Raw genomic sequence first — 20,077 nt, forward strand, 5'->3', positions numbered from 1 at the left:
ACCCGTAACAAAAATAAAAGTCAGTTCATTGAGCTAACGGAAACGATAGCTAAGTATGCGAAGGAATGTCCAAATTAGGATATTCCTTATTTTTGTTGAGGAGTAGGAGTGGCTTCTACCTTACTTATTTATATTGATCTAATGGCTGGGGCAAACTAGCTTCCTTCGTTGTGAATGGATCAGGTGAAATAATATTATTTTAAACAAATTACTAATATTTTCCTAATATTTTTGAGTTAAAATATTAATTAGAGGTATCAACTTACGAAATATAACATAGAATGGAGAATGATACGATGGAATCAATTCTTCAAGAAAAAATTGAATCATTACGCTTTGAAATGATTTAATCAAGCATTTATAAATGGAAGTCTAACACATGAAAAAGTCATATCAGTTAGTCAGCTCTTGGATAGATACATTTTACTTTATCAAAAGCTTATACTGATAAAAGTCCAACTGAAGTTAATTAGTTAGTGTTGAGAACTAGCTACATATAGTATTGATGGTAAAATGAATAAGGAAAGCTATCCGTAAAAGGGTAGCTTTTTTCATTATTATAGATGATATAATAAGGTGAATTACAAAAAAATGGAATTTCAATTGGATTAAATTTAAAGGACAGACATTTTAATCAATGAATATACACTGGTATTGAATTGATTTTGTTAAAAACAACTATACCGAATCGAAAATATACGACAGAGCTTCTTTAATGTTTTGAACTACGCTAACGAAGAACGATAGCTTCATAACAAGATCTAGCAGGTCTGCCGGTAATAAATTCGGTGGCCTATTCCGCTAACGGGCAGAAATTTACGTAGCTAACCAATACTATCATGTTGGCTTAAAGTTGGAATAAGATGGAATACTAAATACGGTTCACTTTTAGCGACTTGGAGGTTTTTCTAAATGGTACATATTGTACTGATGGTCATTTTGATTGCTATCGTTATTTTGCCACCCCTCATTTTTTTTAGTTATATGTATGCTTTATCCAAAAAACCAAAGCATTCTATCATCCGATCCCACCCGTTCCTTGGTTGGTTGCGCTACTTGCTTGAAAAGCTCGGGCCCGAGTTCCGCCAATACTGGTTTGACAACGATACGGAAGGGAAGCCTTTCTCGCGAGCCGATTTTGTCGGTATTGTGTATGCAGCGAAATACAGAACAGATCTCATCTCATTCGGCGGTAGGCGCGATTATGAGAAGCCCGGTTTCTATTTGTCAAATGCCATGTTTCCGAAATTAACTAGTGAGCTTAGGGTGGATAATAATAGGATGATACCCGGAAAAAAATATGTAATTACCGACGAGGGGCTTTTTACTCGGAAGGAAAAATTCGTAGAAGAACAAGTAAAACCTTGGTTGCTGGATGATGATGATGTCATTGTAGTAGGCGGAAACCGCAAAAACCCTTGGAGGCTCAAGGGAATGTTCGGCGCTTCGGCCACATCCTACGGAGCAGTCGGCGAGCATTATATTCAGTCCACAGGGAGCGGCGCATGTATGGCTGGCGGCTCATGGATCAATACAGGTGAAGGCGGGGTTGCGGATGTACATCTTGCCTCGGGGGTCGATGTCATTTCGCAAATTGGGCCTGGCATGTTTGGCTTCCGAGATGGTAGTGGCCAGTTCTCAATAGAAGAATACAAGCACAGAGCTAAGGTCCAAAATATAAAGGCTTTTGAATTGAAGTTCCATCAGGGCGCCAAAATACGTGGCGGTCACCTCGAAGGTTCAAAGGTAACCGAGAAAGTCGCAGCAGCTCGCTTAGTGCCTGTTGGTAAAACGGTGAATTCACCGAATCGGTTTGAATTTCTAACCAATCCGATGGAAGCGCTCCGTTTCATAAGCACCCTCCAAGAAGAGGGAGGTAAACCGGTGGGCATCAAAATCGTCGTTGGCGATCCGAAGCGACTAGAACCGTTTTTCCATTCTATGATCGAATTGGATATCTATCCGGATTTCATTACCGTAGACGGTTCTGAGGGTGGTTCTGGAGCGACTTTTAAAGCGATGGCGGATGGCATGGGATTACCGCTCTTTTCCGCTTTGCTCATCCTCGACGATATAGCTAGAAAATTCGGCGTGCGCGACCGTTTCAAAATTTTCGCTTCCGGTAAACTCATAACGCCTGATAAAGTTGCAATTGCACTAGCATTGGGCGCCGACTGTGTCAACTCTGCTCGCGGCTTTATGATGGCTAATGGCTGCATCATGGCAATGCAGTGCCATACCGGAAAGTGCCCGACCGGCATTACAACTACTGATTCCAAGTATCAGGCTGCTCTGGCGCCAGAGGAAAAGCAATGGCGGGTAATGAACTACATTCTTCAACTGAGGGAAGGCTTATTCTCTCTTGCTGCGGCCTGTGGCTTGGAAAGCCCACGTGGATTTAGGCGAGAACATGTAGTGTTTACAAACGAAAGCGGTCAATCCGTGCGAATCGTTGATTTGTTTCCTTATCCAGAATCCTGATTAGCTGCTGCATTGCAGCACTGCTTACGGGTAGGATTGGATAGATAGATCGAAATGATTTCATGACCTTAAGGTATTCAACTAACGGAAACAATAGGACAATAAATTAAGTCAGGCTGCCGGTCACGTCGACAGCCTTGCTGTATTAACGAGTATAATAGTATTTGAACAAAATGAAAGCTGCCTTACCGATCGACAATCGGATTGTTGAAGGTAGTTTCCCATTTTCATTTGGATAGAAAATTATTCTCAGATAACGCCTGTTGTTTGTCGTTGATGCTCGAGCATCAGAGAGATCGTTTTACTTCTGAGTAAGGAAGCGATCCACTCTTTTTGTTTCAACTTTAAAGCGGAAAACTTTTTGTTGGTTTGAAGCAATTTTCCATTTATGCGTATATGATTTTTCAACACTTCAAACCCCCATTTTTTTGACATTCATGGTCTCAATAAACGATACCATGCCATTTTCTATTATAACTGATATTTCAGTTATAATAGCTGTTAGTAAGAGTACCAAGGGGAACCTCGGAAACATAATGTTTTTCCCTTTACTGTTTACACTAAGCTTAAAGGTACGTGGCTAGCCCCATTTAAAAAACCTCTTATACATCACCATATTTCCTTGAAGGGGGACATCTGTTTTGGATGCGCAGTTTCTAGATTTATTGGCCCAGAAATATGATACGGAAGAAAAAGTTGTAACAGAAATCATCAACCTTGAAGCGATCTCCAATCTTCCCAAGGGAACTGAGCATTTTGTCAGTGATTTGCATGGGGAGTTCCAGGCTTTTCAGCATGTACTAAGAAACGGTTCGGGTACCGTAAAAGAGAAAATCAAAGCTTTGTTCCGTGAGGTTTGGACGGATCATGAAATCAATGATTTTACGGCGTTAGTTTATTATCCGGAAGAAAAAATACAGCTTGTTAAAGGAGACCTGTGCAATAAACAAGCCTTGAACCGATGGTACAGACAAACGATTGAACAAATGCTTAAGCTCATTTCTTATGCCTCTTCCAAATATACGCGCTCGAAATTGCGTAAAGCTCTACCGGAGGAGTTTGTATATATTGTAGAAGAGCTTCTATACAATACGGATTCGACCAACAATAAGGACCCTTATTACGAGGAAATATACCGGCAAATTATTTCCTTGGGCCAGGCGGACAAGCTCATTATCGGCCTTGCTTATACGACCCAGCGCCTGGTGGTTGACCATCTTCATGTGGTCGGAGATATCTATGACCGCGGGCCGGACCCCGATAAAATTATGGACACGCTGATCAACTACCATTCTGTAGATATTCAGTGGGGGAACCATGATGTCCTGTGGATAGGCGCCTATGCGGGTTCCCTGGTCTGCCTTGCGAATATTATCCGGATCTGCGCCAGATACGACAATCTGGACATCATCGAAGACGTATATGGAATCAATCTTCGCCCACTGCTGAACTTGGCGGAGAAATACTATGATGACAATCCGGCCTTTAGACCGAAGCTGCAGACCGACCATAAAGGTTCGGAGCAGGAAATCCTGCAGATTACAAAAATTCATCAAGCCATTGCCATGATCCAGTTTAAGCTTGAAATCCCTATTATCAAGAGACGCCCATACTTTAATATGTCTGAAAGGGTTTTGCTTGAGCAAATCGATTACGACAAAACTGAAATCAAGATCGGCGGAAAAACTTACCCGCTGGAAAACACCTGTTTCTCAACCGTAAATCCGCAGCAGCCTGAAAAATTGCTGGAGGAAGAACAGCAGGTGATGGAAAAGCTGCTGTTCTCCGTTCAGCATTCCGAAAAGCTGGCCAGACATATGAATTTTTTTATGAAAAAGGGCAGCCTTTATCTAAAATACAACGGGAATTTGTTATTTCACGGCTGTATTCCTTTGGATGAAGAAGGAAACATGGAAGAAATGCAGATTGAAGACAAGACGTATTCGGGCCGTAAGCTGCTCGATGTTTTTGAATATTATTTACGTTACGCCTTTGCGCATCCGGAAGAGACGGATGATCTGGCTACGGATATGGTATGGTACATCTGGACAGGGGAATGTTCCTCGCTATTTGGAAAGAGAGAAATGACCACATTTGAACGGTACTTTATCCAAGATAAAGAAACCTATAAGGAGAGAAAGAACCCTTATTACCATTTGCGTGAAAATGAGGATATCTGCCGGAAAATCCTGCTGGAATTTGATATGAATCCGGATCATGGACATATCATTAACGGCCACACGCCAGTTAAAGAAATTCGTGGAGAGAACCCCGTTAAAGCAAACGGGAAAATGGTTGTCATTGACGGCGGTTTTTCCAAAGCCTATCAATCCACAACGGGCATCGCCGGATATACCTTGTTGTATAATTCCTTTGGCATGCAGCTCGTTGCCCATCAGAAATTTATTTCAAAAGAAGATGTGCTATGTAACGGAACGGACGTATTGTCGGTAAAAAGGCTGGTGGACAAAGAACTGGAGCGGAAGCTGGTGAGGGAAACCAATGTCGGGGAGAAGCTGCTGCAGAAAATCTCAAATTTGAAGAATCTCCTAGAATATCGCTACATGAAATGAAATAACTGCTAAATGAAACAACTGTTACAGCCGCGTTACGATCCCTCGAAATGATCCAGTTTCCTCACTCAGACTCATGAATTGGCAGGATTTCATCCTGTAGATAGTATGAAGAAGTGGATGGAGGAGGAGCCGGTAGCTTAGGGATGGGGAACTGGGCATGCATCTATTAACAAAATTGGAAAGTAGTAAGTAGGGGGTGAATAGTCTAGCTTACGACTGCTGTCTAGTGACAAGAATATAGACCGATAAGCATCCGCAGAAATTGCGGATTTTTTTACTTTGTCGGAATAAATTCTTGTCATTTCTCAAAGACAAGAATTTGTTCCGATTGCCGATCGAGACCAAGAATATGTACTGGTTACCGGTACCGGTTGACAAGAACATTATCTCATTCACGAAGGATTGTAGGAAGTTGGAAGCCCATCGATTAAAATAACGGAGATTAGTGGAATAAGATGATCCTTTTAGTCCATCCTTTTTTTGTAATTAAAGGATATTATTTAATGATAAAGACAAAGAGGAAAGTGAGGAAATTTATATATTAACGAACATAATCCGGCTCACCGCCATAATGTTACCGTTATTGCTTAGCATTCTCGCTTGTAATAACGATCAGGTTCATCAAAACGGTATGCCAACAGCAAACTCTCGACATAGTGACCATCAACTGGTCTATAGACCTGACTTGTTTCCTGAGAATACAGTTATTCCCTTCGGCAAAAGTTGGGGACAACTATTAGAGTCAGGTACTCCTCCTTCTGAGGCGAAGCTTTTCAAAAGCTTCGCTCTATCTCACTCTGAGGCGGAAGTTCAAATTTATAAAACTGGTGGTGATATCACCCCAAGATATACTGGGTTTCTCAAGGGGAGGAACACTGAATGGAAGTTGGGTGACATGTCCGGTTTTAATGAAAAACAATCTTCGATCAATCCGTTGAATTTCCTAAACGGGGGTGTATCTGGCGCGGCTATTGAAATCCCGATCGGCACGATAGGTGCAAAGAATGTGTTACTGATTTATCACCACAATACCGATTCATGGAACGTAGTCGATTTTCAAGGACATCCCGTCATTCCGATGGATCTCGACAGTGATGGTGTCCCTGAATGGGTCGGAAACCAGACGGATTGGGTGCCGCCTGCTCTGGAGATCGATCGTTGGGTCGCAGAATATGATCGTTTCGAAACGACAGTTCTCCAATGGGATAGTAGCCTATTCCCTGATACGGCTAACGAAGAAGCTTCTTACTCATCCCTCTTTGTGGAGGAGGGGAAGCATTTCATTGAAATCGGCAATAACGATGCTTATGCATTTTTCACTTATAACAACGGGTTCTTAAAACAATACAGACCCGCCGACACCAGAAGCCGCGTCTTGGAAATGCAAATGGCTCGACAGCATCATTAATTTTGAATATCTTGATGCTCGTTGCACTAACGAAGAACGAGAGCGCAATAATCCAGGCGAAAAGGCAACAAACTTAATACCGGATGCCTTTTTCCCGAACAGGCAGGATAACGTGGAGAAGAAATTGAACTGAGTCTTTTCTTTTTTGGATGGATCGCAGTTTTAGTAATCTTGCTGATTAAAATATTCATAATGTACTTATATTACTCATTAACCTAACGAGATACTGATAGTGGAGGAGCCTGCTTTGTCAGTCGGCAGCTAATCCTTTATTTTCGTTACACTAAAGGACAGCAGAGCGTGGAACGCATTTTCTGCTTTTAAGGAAGAAAAAAATGGCAATGCTCTCCTTAATACACGCAACCTTTCAGTTCAGTTTAGCGTTATTAAGCAAAATGAACAGTCTTTCAGGTGAAGGGAGATGTGAGCCTGATCATGAAAAAGAAGTTGGTACTTGTAATAACTCTGGCTTTATGCGTAGGGACTTTGGGTTGGGAGAAGTACTCAGCCTTTGCCATGTCAACCGAGACGAACACGCCGAAAGAAAACACTATTACCTTGTTTGAAAACACAACCCTACTCAGCGATAACGGGACTACGATCGGGATACTGGCTCCCCAAAAGGTTACAATACTTAATACAAGCCAAAGAAGAGTAGGGCATGGGGAAGGGTATTTAGTGCCTATCTACCAGATCTCTACTTGGGTCGGCAAGGCGTGGATTATGCCATTCAATGCAGCGCTTGGAGAGCAAGTTCCGTCCCAAGCGAATCTTGAATTATTCGGTGTTGAGCCGATATACTTCGATCCGGGCCTTACTAAGCCGACTTGGATTCAATTAGCCCCACAAACCGTCAAAATCAAGTCGAAATGGGGAGACCGTTATCTGATCGAAATGCAGAACGGCGATAGGTGGATCGCTCCACGCTACGAATCGTTGTACGGTATGGAGGAGGTAAGGCGTGAGGTTCAACTCCAAAGTGAGACAAAGTTGCTTCGTTCCCCCTCTGGCTTGGAAACAGGTGCAGCGTTGAGCCCCAAAAAAGTAAAAGTGAATGAGGTGTGGCGCGATTGGTGCCGCACCGAATCGTGGCTCGGGCCAGTCTGGTTCAAACTTCCTGAGATGGATACAGCTGTCGGGCAGTCAAAATAACGAACGAGTTTTTGAATGGATAATTTTTGACCTCTAAGATAACGAGGAAAAATAGTGAAGGATCTTACCTCGCGGTAGCTCCTCTTTTTGTTCATTCAAGTAACGGGTAGTTTTGCACAACGGTTTGAACCCCAGATGGGCTGTACATATTGTTGATTTTGCTTTCGGTTGCTATAGGTTCAACGATAATCACGTAAGCGGACGAATACGGCATATGATGGGTATAAACCTACTTAAAGAGGAGTTGCGTTTCCATGCCGATTTCATCAGGGACCCACTTGTTGTATACTGTTCATCTGGGTGACACCTTGTATACGATTGCTGAACAATTGGGCACCAACGTACCGTCGCTAGTGCAGATTAATGCGTTATATCCATCTGTTACAGACCCCGACCGAATCTTTCCAGGTCAAGTACTGGTAGCGAGATTGCCAGGTATGGCGGAGCAAAGCTCTGTTTTATATCAGGTTCAGCAGGGAGATACATTATTTAGGATCGCTGAACGTTTCTCTGTAAGCGTTGATATGTTGGCCGGACTCAACCAAATACAACATCCGGACATTCTCCGAGTGGCTCAGCTGTTGTTTATTGCCGCCTTCGTATACGTAGTAGAGCAGGGAGACTCTCTGTACAGGATCTCCCGCCGTTTCGGAACATCGATGAGCGAATTGATTCGAGCCAACCGAAACCGCCAGGGTTTATCACCTGATGTCATTTATCCCGGTTTCCGTTTGGTCGTCCCGCTTCCGTCCTCGACGAATATCGTAGTGTTAGAGCCTTTGCCCGGAACGAGGATTGCTCCCGGACAGCATTTGACGGGTAGCGCCCGAGCGTTCGAAGCGACGATAAATTACCAAATTCGCGACGCGATGGGGCGTTTCATTACGGAAGAACGAGCTGTAACGGCCGCACAAGGCGCTCCAGCCTTTGGATTATTCGACGTACAGCTCCAGTTTGATCAATCTCCCACTACACAAAACGGTACATTGATGGTGTACATACGCAGCGCCCGCGACGGCAGCATTCAAGATTTGGTGGAGGTTCCCGTCACTTTTTAATATATCAAAAAACTACGCGGCTGCCGGCATGAATCGGCAGCCGCGTTGAGGTAACTGACAGCATAGTGAAATAGAGTGAATAAATTTTATTTAGGAATTAAATAAACAAAGTGGTACATACTTACCAATTTTAAGCGGTGCTTTGTTACTTATTCTCGCTATAATCGTTTTTACTATTACCTTTTATTTTTGGATTAAGAATACATCAAAATAAAGTTAGTATGTTTATGGAAGACACCGGAAGATCTTAGGGCGTCTATTGGGTGCACGAAAATGTATTATAGCTGCTGCTGTAGTAAAGGTGCGATTAATTGGCGGAACACATCTGCAGGGTACTGTTCTTTTTTTCGTTTATCATTGGTTAGAACAACAACGGTCTTAAGACTAGGGACTATATGAATATATTGTCCTCCATATCCACGGGCGTAATAGTACTCCACAGAATGCGAGGACGAATCGTTTGGATCAACAGGGTATGAATCAGTCCACCAATGCCAGCCATAGTAGCCATGGCGAGGAGCTTCCACGAGTATTGCGGATTGTACCGAACGTGCGACCAGTTCCTGTGAAATGAGCTGTTTGTTATCCCATTTTCCTTGCTGTAAATATAGCTGCCCGAACTTCAGCATATCTGAGGGGCGAAGCCAAAGTCCAAATCCACCTGTATGAATGCCTTGAGGGTCAATTTCCCACTTATAGGATTCAATTTCAAGAAGCCCAAACAAATATAACTCAGCAAAGCGGGCAGTTGTCATACCCGTTGCTTGTACCAAGATGGCAGACAATAATTGTGAAACCCCTGAATTGTATTCCATTCTAGCTCCAGGAGAATCCGATAAGGGCTGTTCCAAAACAAAATTCACCCAATTGGGTGATCTAGTCATACGCGGGAAGGAATTCTGTCCACCAAACTCTGTCCAGTCAAATCCGGCAGACATCGTCAACAGATGCTGCAGTGTAATTTCCTGCTTGCGGGAATCACGGTACAAAGCAAGCTGTGGGAAAAATACGGATATGGGTGTCATTAGTGGCGGCAGCAATCCCTTATCAATTGCGATACAAATCAGCGAAGCTAGGACACTTTTGGTGCAGGAGTTGATCCTTGCTATTGCTGTTGCCGTTTGAGGATCTCTATAGTGTTTAAAGGCAAGCTGGCCTTGCTGAATTATTAAACAGCTTCTCAAATCCAGTGGTGCAATAGCAGTAAATAATGATGACAAATTCATAATAGCCTTCCTTTTACTGTCATAGATGTAATCCATTCAGATTCACCATGTATCATACCATTTGCGATATCTGTATGAAAAAACGGCGGAAAGCGTAAACATGCACCGATGGTCAATAAATGAGATTCATATAAAACACTGAAGGATAAAGTAATGCGCGTCGCGTTGCCAGGTTGTATAGCATGTTTTCTTGCAGCTATCCCGATTATACTCCTTTGGGGATATCTTAAATATTTTAAGTAAAAGATCGATTGAGCTAACGGAAACTTTAGTTAAATACCGACAACAACGAGGCAGCCAACATAAAAGGGCTGCCTTTTCCCCGAGGGACGGGCAGTAGAACGTTGTAGGAGTTTGTGTTCCATCGACGGACTAGCATTAGCTTTAGGAATTGAGCTTGATAGACTCAATATTAGCATCCTTTCTGTTGAAGGGGTTGGGTTTCATAAATACATCGAGCTATTTGATAATTTGGGTATTCCTTGGGTAATTAGAACTGACAATGATTATCAATTAGTTTCAGCAAAAATACAAGGGAATTATTATCGGCTATCTGGTATGCAACGTACAGCCATCGTGATAGGTACTAAGGGCAAAGAATCATGGTTATATTCGTTATATTCTGGATTTGACAATTATATTTGCACATTTTCGAGGGATTTTCTTGTCGCGCTTTTGGTAATAATTGCACGCATTTGAGGTATCTTCGTCGTGGAAATTTACGATTTTGATGATTGTAGGGATTTTCTTGTCGCTAATGAGGGTATTTTCTTGTCGTTGGACTATTTTGATGTTTGTGGGGATTTTCTTGTCGTAATGGGGGGACTTTCTTGTCGTTAGACTCATGATTAATTACTTTTAGTAAGTGCCACATATTGATTATAAAAAATGTTACTATTGTCTTAGATAAAGGAGGAGTTTAGGACCCCTCCTTATTGAATTGAAGAACTTATTAAAAACTTATTTAGTCACTGCTTTCTGACCTGCTCCATACGCTTCTTGATAGCTCTCAATAAGCAAACCATAGTTAGGAACCCGCTCTGCATAAATAGCAGCGAACTTGCCCGCATCCGAACGATTCCATGTTCTCTGTACTTCAGCTACTAAAGAAACAGTATCAACGGGAACCGCCCCGGCTTGTACGATTCGAGTTAATGTAATATCCGATGACATCTTACTGTATGTTCCGGATGCGTCTATGACACTATATACTTTATAGCCGGCTTTCAGTGCGCTTAATGTAGGAAAAGTCATACAAACACTGGACCATGTACCCGCGATGATGAGTGTTTTCTTACCGGTAGCTTCTACTGCCTTTACAAAGTCAGGATCGTCCCATGCATTGATTTCTCCGTGACGCGGTACAAATGTTGCATTAGGTAGATCTTTGACTTCAGGAATTAGAGGCCCATTCGGACCATCCGGAACAGAAGCGGTTGTGATTACAGGGATGTTTGCCAGTTCAGCCATTTTGGCAAGAGCTCTAACGTTTCCTCGAACTGTAGGAACATCAAGATCCTTGACGGTTTGCAACAAGCCGCTTTGAGGATCTACAAGAAGCAAAGCTGTATCATTTGGATCAATGAGTGCTAATTGCTGTTGATTTTGTGTGTTCGCTTTATTATCATTTGACTTTGCATTGACTGTCGACACTGCGCTAGATCCGAGAACAATACCAACTCCGATAGTTAAAACAAGAGCTGTCGCCATCAATTTTTTCATGTGGTTCATAAATAACCTCTCCTTAAGTTGTAATTTATAAGTTCTAATAAATGACTACTAAAAAGATAAAAACTTCGGAACTTACCGCACTTATGAAATTGAAACTATATAGAATTCACTTGCCTCATTAAATTATCATCATGGTCACCTCTTGTTGATTATTTTTAGTAAGTGGCTATATTTAAATTATATACTTTATCTCGTTTCTGTAAAGAGCGCACATTAATGTGCCATAGTAATCAAAATGTTACTGTAGGATGGATTTTAGTAAGTTACTATAATATAATAAGTTTATTGTATAACAAGTTAATATGGGAGGTTTAACGGTATGCAAGTTAATCCGATAGATTGCAAAATGTCCGTTGCCTTGGATATGATCGTAGGTAAATGGAAGCCAATTATTATTCAGCATCTTATTCATAGAGAAACACTCCGGTTTAATGAAATTAAAAATTTGATACCTGATATTTCCCACAGGATTCTTACGTTGCAATTACGCGAATTAGAAGAGCAAGACATCATTCAACGAGTGATCTATCCTCAAGTTCCACCAAAAGTAGAATATTCACTTACAGCGCACGGTAAAAAACTGGAGGCGTTAATGGATAGCTTACATTATTGGGGGCTTTCTCATTTAAAGCACATGGAAGAAAAAGAGAAGAACGATATAATAGGTAACCAAGCATAATTAGAAATGAAAGAAAAAGGCAATGAAAAGCTGCTGAATTCATAAATATATTATTTGGTTTAGCAGCATTATCAATCTTCCCGAACTCGGTAGATTGACACTGTATTGGAACAAGAAATATAAACGAAAACATCTGCATCCTAGGAAAGTAGCAGAGGTTCTCGGACGTATAGGACTGAAACGAGTTAGTACTTGGAGGAGCTATATGCTCAAGTTAAAGAACATCGGAAAGACGTATGCGGGAATACCGCTCGTCAGACTGTCTAACAATTATTAATAAATCTTTGTTGTTGGCATGGAAATGAATGGTCTTTGTCGAATCTCTATATAAAAGGAGATGAGCGTTTATACCTTTTATCAAAGGTGAAGATAGAAATCAAATTCATTTACTTCCAAATACATTGGATGACTTTGTCGAAGAAGAAAGTCCTGTACGAGTCATCGACGCTTACGTCGATTGTTTGGCTCTAGAAGAATTGGGGTTTCAGGTGTTTTCGGGAGCCAGAGCGGGCCAAAAACCTTATCGTCGGGAAGATCTTCTGAAGCTCTATCTTTACTGTTATATGAATGGTATTCGTTCTTCTCGTAAAATGGAAACCGAAACGAAAAGAAATATTGAACTGATGTGGTTAATTAGCAAGCTCCAGCCAGACCACGGCACTTTATCTGCTTTCATGAGGAATAACCAAGCAGCCATAAAAAAGCTGTTTAGAGAGTTCACATTAATGTTAAAAGGTTTCGGATTGATTGATGGTCAACTTGTCGCGATTGACGGCACAAAAATAAAGGCAAATTGCTCTAAAAAACAACACTTTAATGCCAATATTGTCAGTAAGAAACTAGAGCATATCGATGAAAAAATAGATGCATATTTGCGTGACTTTTTAACGGAGGATAATCGCCAAAAAAAGCAGGAAATCACTGAAAAGTTAGAGGTCTATCAGAAGAGAATGCATGAGTTGCAGATAATTAAAGAAGAACTTAAGGAAACAGGTGAAAACCAGCTTTGTGTTACCGACCCGGATGCCAAATCAATGAAAAACAACGGAAAGCATGAAGTTTGTTTCAATGTTCAAACTGCAGTGGACAGCAAATATAGACTAATCGTGGACTGCGATACGGTCAATGATGTCAACGACCAAGGGCAGTTGTCTAATATGGCGCATAAAACAAAGCAGGTTTTTCGTGATCAAAAAACTACAATTGTCGCCGATACAGGCTATTATAATTACCTTGAAATCATCGACGTTGTCGACGAAAGCACAGAACTCTTAATTAAGCCGCAAAAGGGAAAGCAAAACAAAGTGGCAAGTGGATTTGATAAAGCGAACTTTAAATATGATTCCATAAACGATAGATATATTTGCCCGTTGGGTTATGAATTACCTTTCAAATGGAATGGAAAACAAGATGGGAAAGAGTATAGGCGTTACACTTGCGAAGCCTTCGATTTTTGCGGACATAAAGAGTCCTGTACTTCTGCCAAAGGCGGAAGGGCGGTAACCAGGCTTAGTGACGAAGAAGTGATCGAACAGATTACCGAAAATACGCATAGACAAAGTAATATTTAAGCAAAGAGGGCAAATTGTTGAGCACCCTTTCGGGACGATAAAACGTCACTGGGGCTATACATACTTTTTAACACGAGGGTTGGCATCAGTAGGTACTGAGACCAATTTGATTTGTCTTGCCTATAATTTAAAGAGAATGATCAAAATAATAGGCGTGAAGGAGCTCATACGTCTCTTAAGAGACCGTGCTCCTTTGATATTAAATATGTATAACGTTTATTTGAGCAAAATAGCATGAATCCACGTTTTAAAGAGTACTTAGCAATCAGTTGTTAGACAGTCTGTCGTACGGTTTGATGAAGGGACTGGGGAACCAGCCCTCCACTCTACAATACCCTAGGACAAGGTTGCTGGTATGATCGGAAGCCTCGTTACGCGATTGGGCAGAAGAGCGGAATAAATCAAATTTATTTAAACTCGGCCTTAAATCAGTTGATTTATTACCCTTATACAGGAATAATGGCGAGTGGGAAATCAACGGTGGCACAGTTGCTTTCCGAACGGTTCGAGAAATCGGTTCATTAGCGGGGAGAAGCCGCCCTTTTTATGTTTTGTACAAACTCCTCAGTTGTCACACTAAGGGAGTCTGCCCGTATTAAAAAAGGATATGGGGTTTGGACCGTTGAAGGATTGGATAGTCTCTTGCGAAATGAAACACCTCGAGTCGGAATGTGGTTGGACTCATCTGAATTGACCCCAGAAGAAACTGTTAATGAAATTATAACGAGATTGCAAGATGAGGCACTCCTAAGTTAAGAGATTGAACTACCCTGAAAATCACACATAGCAGAGAACTAAAAATGGCAATACGAAACAAAGCGCAGCTATGACGTTTTTTTCAAAAGGCTGCGTCTCATATTTTAATATGAGCGATGTATTATGAGGCGTCGGGAGCAGCGATTGTTACTGTAAAGCCAAGACTCTCTAGCTTACGAACGGATTGTTTGACGATGACATCTTGCTGTCGTTTTTCAAAATAATCAGCACCTAAATCTCGGTAATCTTCGTTGCGAGTTGAGGAAACAACCGAAGATTCAGCAATGCACCTTTGCAAGTTAAGATTTTAAAGACTTGTCTAAGTTCAGGAAACACAATGTCGACCCAACGGTGAATTTGATTCACTGCACTTACAAGCCGCTTCACAATGGTCTCACGGTTATCCATAAGGACTCGCAGCACTTCGTATTCTGCGGAATGGAAGCGACTGAGGAATAGTAGCCGTTTTTCACCATGTCTGCAATGACAAGGGCATCCTTTTTGTCACTTTTAGATCGTGTATTGTCACGGTTTTCTTTATTCTTTTTGACTAGGTGCGGATTTACGAGAACGGCTTCAATCTCGGTGTCTTTAAGCCAATGCGCAAGGTTAAGCCAGTAATGACCTGTTGGCTCCATGCCCACGATTATTTTGGTTAGCTTGAACGAAACAAGCAAGTCTTTGATCCAGCGATCAAGAGATCGGAAGCCAACTTCATCATTACTAAATTCCAATGGATTACCTAAAGCAATTCCGCGAAAATTAACAGCTCTAGCAACGTGGTTTTCTTGAGCGATATCTACACCGACAACAAGGTGATTAACGGTAATGTTTTCAATGAGTTGATTTTGCTTATCTTGTGCTTTAAACTTCATAGTAGAGTGACCTCCTGATGTGGGATTTTAAGGGCTATAGACCCGTTACGTACTTCCATCGTACAGAGGCGCTCTTTTTTATTCAAACTCCAAATTTTACGTTCCACAGGAATCTAACGGATAACGATAGCAATAAAAGACTAGGACGAGGCTGCCGGCATGGGTCGCGATCCTATTTGTGCTAACGGACAGGAAGGTAGCTCGCACTTTTTTTTCATTGTTGACCGATTTGATGTACAATGAAAGAAAAACAGCATTTTAGGGAGGAACTCCGTACATGAACAAGAAGCAGATGGAACGAATTCGCACTGGTCAAGGGTTCATTGCAGCGCTGGACCAAAGCGGAGGGAGTACGCCGAAGGCACTGCAGCAGTACGGCATCGAGCCGAGCCGCTATTCTGGCGACGAGGAGATGTTTGCGCTGGTGCATGAAATGAGGACGCGCATCATCAAGAGTCCTGCGTTTGACGCGGAATACATCCTGGGGGCCATTCTGTTCGAGAACACCATGGACCGGAAGATCGATGGGCTGTTTACGGCCGACTACTTGTGGGAGAAGAAAGGTATCGTGCCTTTTTTGAAGGTTGACAAGGGGCTGGCAGAGTCAGACGGCGGCGTTCAGGTACTAAAGCCGATTCCCGATCTGGACGGCTTGCTCCGGCGGGCGGTCGAGCGCAACGTCTTCGGAACGAAGATGCGTTCGGTCATTCATGAGGCGAATCTGCAAGGGATTCGCAAGGTAGTGGAGCAGCAGTTTGAGCTCGGCAAGCAAATTTGGTCCGCAGGACTTATCCCCATCATCGAGCCCGAAGTCGATATTAACAGCTTCGACAAGCGGGAATCGGAACGGATCTTGAAGGACGAAATCTTCAAGCAGCTGTCCGCTCTTGCGCCCGATGTGACCGTTATGCTGAAGCTCTCGATCCCAACCGAGGACGATTTCTACCGTGATCTGATGGACGTGCCGCACGTCGCTCGGGTCGTCGCACTGTCCGGCGGGTACGAGCGGGAAGAAGCAAACGAGCGGCTGGCCCGCAGTCACGGCTTGATTGCCAGCTTCTCTCGCGCCTTGGCGGAAGGCTTATCTGATCAACAGTCGGATGAGCAGTTCAACGAGATGCTGACCCGTTCCATTCGGTCCATATACGAGGCGTCGATCTCCTAACGGAGGCGATAGCGGAGCCCGTGCTTGCAAGCGCGGGCTTTTTTTTGCTCCTAAGCGCATTCTTCCGCGACAGCTCCATTCGCAATTTTTGCCGTTATGACCGTTACGGTGAACCCTATCATATTGGAAAAGGTCGATCGTTCTAACGGAGAACATTAGTTGAAAACAATACAAGGAGCACATGAAATCGGAAAAAGTAAGTGTGGTTCAACAGTCGATTCTGATCGGAAGTGGTTGAACGTGTTGCGGAAATAGCTGCAAAACGTGGTATACCGATGCCTCAATTCGCACTTGCATTGTTGGTAGAGCCATTTTTGCCGTATCCAGTGTTTGGTATGACGTTCTAATTGTTTGGAAAGGCACTGTCCGACATCTTCAGCAATTACAACAACTTAGCCACATTCGTCTTCAAGGATGTTCTGCGCAATAAGATCAGCGGGATGCCGATCCAGTTCTCCACGGCTAAGAAATAGTGACGGTTGGGGTAAAAAAGTGTCCGAGCCAGGGTTTTGCACCTTGGTTCGGACACATTGCTGTGTGAAGGACCGCATTTCTGGCCCCACACGCTGCGAACACTTCATGAATGCCGATAAAAATCGGCATCCAGAGCCAAGCTCACCCCTGCGCGGCCCCGCGAGCAAGCTCCTTATGGACGATCGGCGCGACCCTCGTGCCGAGTAGTTCGATGGTGCGCAGCAATTCGTGGTGCGGCATCGTGCTAACGTCAACGTGCAGAAGGAAACGCGTTAGGCCCAGGTTCTTGCGCAGCAGCACGATCTTCTCCGCAACATATTCGGGATCGCCGACGTAGAGTGCTCCGCGAAGGCTGCGGGCGGCGTCGAACGATTCGCGGGTGTATGGCGGCCAGCCGCGCTCGCGCCCAATGGTGTTCATCTGGGCTGCCGTCGACGGGTAGAACAAATCGGCGGCCTTCTCGGTCGTATCCGAGATGAAACCGTGTGAATGCGTCGCGATCTGCAGCTTGCTTACATCGTGTCCGGCCTTCGCGGCTGCTTCCTTATAGAGGTTAACTAGAGGAGCGAACCTCTCCGGCATGCCGCCGATGATCGCAAAGACTACCGGCAATCCTAGCATGCCGGCACGAATCGCGGACTCCGGATTTCCGCCGGTTCCAATCCATACGGGCAACGGCTCCTGTACGGATCGCGGATAGACGCCCAGGTTGTCGATGGCGGGGCGGTGGCCACCGCGCCAGCTTACTTTCTCCGATTCGCGGATCCCGAGGAGAAGCTCCAGCTTCTCCTCGAAAAGTCCGTCGTAGTGGTTCAAGTCGTATCCGAACAACGGGAAAGATTCGATAAACGAGCCGCGGCCCGCCATAATTTCCGCCCGTCCATTGGACAGGCCGTCCAAGGTGGAGAAAGCTTGGTACACGCGAACGGGATCGTCCGAAGACAACACGGTCACGGCGCTCGAGAGCCGGATTCGTTTGGTCGTGGACGCGGCAGCGGCCAGAATAACAGCTGGCGCCGAGCTCGCGTAATCCGCGCGATGATGTTCGCCGATCGCATAGACGTCCAGACCGACTTGCTCGGCCAGATTAATCTCCTCTACAGCTTGTCGGAGACGTTCGGCGTGCGTGACGCCGCCGGCTCTCGGAGCAGCCTCGAGGAATGTGCTTAGTCCTATTTCGATTGAATTCGTAAGATCGGACATAATGATTCACTCCCTTCTAGATACGCTTATTATACTTTATATTTTAATGTAACTCAACAAAAGTAAGTTAATATAACTAGTTGTGAAAGATCCAGGTACCCGCGCCTCGGTTATCAGATGGCGTAACGTACATAATATCGGCACCGAGCCACCCTATTAACAAAGATTAAGCAGGCTGCCGATGATAAGTTCGGTGGCCTGCTGTGCTAACGGGTCAGTATAACGAAGAAAACAATTCTATTATGGGGGATTGAATATGGAAATTGTTAATTTTTCTGAACATAGCATTTTTCATAAAAAAGCACAAATATTATTCCAAGAACAAAAAGCATTGATAGAAGTAGTGATACCAAAAGCAGATGTTCAGCATGTGGGGAGTACAGCCATTCCAAATAGTCTGACTAAAGGTGACTTAGACATTCAAGTTCGGGTAAAGCCAGAGGAGTTTCTGTCTGCTGTTCATGCACTTTCGAAATTGTATTCTCTTAACGACGGTAGTATAAGAACGGATTCTTTTAGGGCATTAAAGGATGATACAACTGATCCCCCATTGGGAGTTCAATTGACTGTCATTAACTATGAGTTTGATTTTTTTTGGAAATTCCGAGATGTGTTATTAATAAACGATAATTACAGGGTAAAATACGATGAATTAAAAAATGACTTTGATGGGAAAGAAATGGATGATTATCGTGAAGGTAAAAATGCATTTTTCGAATGGTTAATGCAAACACCCGAATTCAAATCATTACGCTAACTGGGAATGATAGTTAAAATAGCAACATAACGGGGTGATTTCCAACTTTGAAAATAAATCCTTACGAAGTAAAGACAAAAGAGAATTTGATTGAGTTTTTAATTTCATTAAGAAGCGATTTCAAGATAAACGAAAAGGATTGGGAAAACCCTACGTTGGATATGTTTCTTGAGGGAATGGAGGCTTGGCTTACAGATACGGAGAGTTGGACAGACGCTTCGATTTGGGGTACTTTTGCGATTATTCTCTCCGCAGGTAAATCCTATGAGTAACACCAGGACCGCGGCTTTCTAAAGGATTAAACTAACGGAAACGATAGTTCAATCACGACATGACGGCAGCCGGCACACGATCGGCTGCCTTTGTCTGTTGAAGTAACGGGCAGATTTGCGCAACTTCCGTATCAAAGACTTCGTCTATATTAAGAGCTAAAAACTTACAGTATATGGATTTATTCTAAATGGAGGGTGTATTGATCATCAATGAAAATCTTTTATAAACATTTTAAAGTAATGAAAGTTGCTCTCATAATGGTTTTTCTGGTTTATTTGCTAGTGCTTTGTAAAGTTGTACTATTCAAATTCTCATCTCCCCTGACCGTTACCAACTCGCGCAAACAATTGGACTAGTTCAAGCACTAAACTCATTAAAAAAGAAAGAATTATAATTCTAACGTAATTTAACTTCCTCCCGACAAACATAGGCAATAAGAAACCGAACGGTAAAAAGAGCACGAGATTACCTAGTACGTTCCTGATGACAATATTTTTATTTGATTCATAAAAAACATAGCTTAATATTGTTTTAAAAGGAAAAAAGTTACTATTCAATTTAACGTGCCTTTTAAAATCATCATCCAAATTTAAATTGAGAATAGAATCAATAAACAGGGAGATGATTGCCTCGGCAACTGCTCCCTGTTTTCATTCAAGTAACGGGCAGGATAGCATGGAAAAAGACGCTAC

Annotated in this window: 18 protein-coding genes and 1 pseudogene; 13 read left to right on the plus strand and 6 right to left on the minus strand. The window is 43.0% G+C overall.

The window, feature by feature from the left end; translation table 11 throughout:
• Window positions 1-360 precede the first annotated feature (360 nt).
• A complete protein-coding gene (locus QFZ77_RS37955; protein WP_373462762.1) occupies window positions 361-477 on the plus strand; it encodes a Spo0E family sporulation regulatory protein-aspartic acid phosphatase in 117 nt (38 codons plus the stop codon).
• 435 nt (window positions 478-912) lie between these two features.
• On the plus strand, window positions 913-2,481 hold the full coding sequence (locus QFZ77_RS23535) for an FMN-binding glutamate synthase family protein (RefSeq protein ID WP_307443096.1): 1,569 nt from the start codon (window positions 913-915) through the stop codon (window positions 2,479-2,481).
• A 249-nt stretch (window positions 2,482-2,730) separates the two neighbouring features.
• Here the strand turns inward: QFZ77_RS23535 and QFZ77_RS23540 are convergent, their stop codons facing one another.
• Window positions 2,731-2,889: a hypothetical protein gene (locus tag QFZ77_RS23540; protein ID WP_307443098.1), complete on the minus strand. Its 159-nt coding sequence runs from the start codon at window positions 2,887-2,889 to the stop codon at window positions 2,731-2,733.
• 233 nt (window positions 2,890-3,122) lie between these two features.
• Between QFZ77_RS23540 and QFZ77_RS23545 the strand changes: the two genes are divergently transcribed.
• The 4 genes from QFZ77_RS23545 (at window position 3,123) to QFZ77_RS23560 (ending at window position 8,675) form a co-directional block, all read left to right on the plus strand.
• The gene (locus tag QFZ77_RS23545) at window positions 3,123-5,054 is read left to right on the plus strand and encodes a fructose-1,6-bisphosphatase (RefSeq protein ID WP_307443100.1); all 1,932 of its coding nucleotides are present in this window, start codon (window positions 3,123-3,125) and stop codon (window positions 5,052-5,054) included.
• Window positions 5,055-5,952: 898 nt separating this feature from the next.
• A complete protein-coding gene (locus tag QFZ77_RS23550; protein WP_307443102.1) occupies window positions 5,953-6,465 on the plus strand; it encodes a hypothetical protein in 513 nt (170 codons plus the stop codon).
• Window positions 6,466-6,900: 435 nt separating this feature from the next.
• Window positions 6,901-7,617 carry a hypothetical protein gene (locus QFZ77_RS23555; protein ID WP_307443103.1) on the plus strand — a complete coding sequence of 239 codons (717 nt, stop codon included), beginning with the start codon at window positions 6,901-6,903 and terminating at the stop codon, window positions 7,615-7,617.
• A 254-nt stretch (window positions 7,618-7,871) separates the two neighbouring features.
• Window positions 7,872-8,675, plus strand: coding sequence for a LysM peptidoglycan-binding domain-containing protein (locus tag QFZ77_RS23560; protein WP_307443105.1), 804 nt, complete (start codon window positions 7,872-7,874; stop codon window positions 8,673-8,675).
• Between the two features lie 278 nt (window positions 8,676-8,953).
• On the opposite strand, the gene QFZ77_RS23565 is transcribed toward QFZ77_RS23560, so the two are convergent.
• Complete coding sequence (locus QFZ77_RS23565; RefSeq protein ID WP_057303396.1) at window positions 8,954-9,901, minus strand: serine hydrolase domain-containing protein; 948 nt, start codon at window positions 9,899-9,901, stop codon at window positions 8,954-8,956.
• Between the two features lie 354 nt (window positions 9,902-10,255).
• Between QFZ77_RS23565 and QFZ77_RS23570 the strand changes: the two genes are divergently transcribed.
• Complete coding sequence (locus QFZ77_RS23570) at window positions 10,256-10,600, plus strand: ATP-dependent endonuclease (RefSeq protein ID WP_307443107.1); 345 nt, start codon at window positions 10,256-10,258, stop codon at window positions 10,598-10,600.
• 261 nt (window positions 10,601-10,861) lie between these two features.
• Here the strand turns inward: QFZ77_RS23570 and QFZ77_RS23575 are convergent, their stop codons facing one another.
• Window positions 10,862-11,632, minus strand: a complete 771-nt coding sequence (locus tag QFZ77_RS23575; protein ID WP_307443109.1) for an isochorismatase family protein — start codon at window positions 11,630-11,632, stop codon at window positions 10,862-10,864.
• Window positions 11,633-11,951: 319 nt separating this feature from the next.
• Here QFZ77_RS23575 and QFZ77_RS23580 point away from each other — a divergent pair, with 319 nt between their 5' ends.
• The 3 genes from QFZ77_RS23580 (at window position 11,952) to QFZ77_RS37960 (ending at window position 14,120) form a co-directional block, all read left to right on the plus strand.
• Complete coding sequence (locus QFZ77_RS23580; protein ID WP_307443110.1) at window positions 11,952-12,311, plus strand: winged helix-turn-helix transcriptional regulator; 360 nt, start codon at window positions 11,952-11,954, stop codon at window positions 12,309-12,311.
• Between the two features lie 356 nt (window positions 12,312-12,667).
• Window positions 12,668-13,882 carry an IS1182 family transposase gene (locus QFZ77_RS23585; protein ID WP_307449783.1) on the plus strand — a complete coding sequence of 405 codons (1,215 nt, stop codon included), beginning with the start codon at window positions 12,668-12,670 and terminating at the stop codon, window positions 13,880-13,882.
• Complete coding sequence (locus QFZ77_RS37960; RefSeq protein WP_483874776.1) at window positions 13,875-14,120, plus strand: transposase; 246 nt, start codon at window positions 13,875-13,877, stop codon at window positions 14,118-14,120. Before QFZ77_RS23585 ends, QFZ77_RS37960 begins: the two co-directional genes overlap by 8 nt.
• 779 nt (window positions 14,121-14,899) lie before the next feature.
• On the opposite strand, the pseudogene QFZ77_RS23595 reads toward QFZ77_RS37960, so the two are convergent.
• Window positions 14,900-15,513, minus strand: a pseudogene (locus tag QFZ77_RS23595) (IS110 family transposase); the annotation flags it as partial.
• A 277-nt stretch (window positions 15,514-15,790) separates the two neighbouring features.
• Between QFZ77_RS23595 and QFZ77_RS23600 the strand changes: the two are divergent.
• A complete protein-coding gene (locus tag QFZ77_RS23600; protein WP_307443112.1) occupies window positions 15,791-16,678 on the plus strand; it encodes a fructose bisphosphate aldolase in 888 nt (295 codons plus the stop codon).
• Between the two features lie 615 nt (window positions 16,679-17,293).
• Here QFZ77_RS23600 and QFZ77_RS23605 read toward each other — a convergent pair.
• Window positions 17,294-18,355: an LLM class flavin-dependent oxidoreductase gene (locus tag QFZ77_RS23605; protein WP_307443114.1), complete on the minus strand. Its 1,062-nt coding sequence runs from the start codon at window positions 18,353-18,355 to the stop codon at window positions 17,294-17,296.
• A gap of 256 nt (window positions 18,356-18,611) precedes the next feature.
• On the opposite strand from QFZ77_RS23605, the gene QFZ77_RS23610 reads away from it, so the two are divergent.
• Together QFZ77_RS23610 and QFZ77_RS23615 are read left to right on the plus strand one after the other, a co-directional pair.
• Window positions 18,612-19,112 (plus strand): GrpB family protein, encoded by a 501-nt coding sequence (locus QFZ77_RS23610; protein ID WP_307443116.1) that lies wholly within the window; start codon window positions 18,612-18,614, stop codon window positions 19,110-19,112.
• A gap of 47 nt (window positions 19,113-19,159) precedes the next feature.
• A complete protein-coding gene (locus QFZ77_RS23615; RefSeq protein ID WP_307443118.1) occupies window positions 19,160-19,384 on the plus strand; it encodes a DUF7660 family protein in 225 nt (74 codons plus the stop codon).
• Window positions 19,385-19,696: 312 nt separating this feature from the next.
• Here QFZ77_RS23615 and QFZ77_RS37965 read toward each other — a convergent pair whose 3' ends face one another.
• Window positions 19,697-19,972, minus strand: a complete 276-nt coding sequence (locus QFZ77_RS37965; protein ID WP_373462642.1) for a VanZ family protein — start codon at window positions 19,970-19,972, stop codon at window positions 19,697-19,699.
• Window positions 19,973-20,077 lie beyond the last annotated feature (105 nt).

The organism is Paenibacillus sp. V4I3 (assembly GCF_030817215.1).
Classification (GTDB): Bacteria; Bacillota; Bacilli; order Paenibacillales; family NBRC-103111; genus Paenibacillus_E.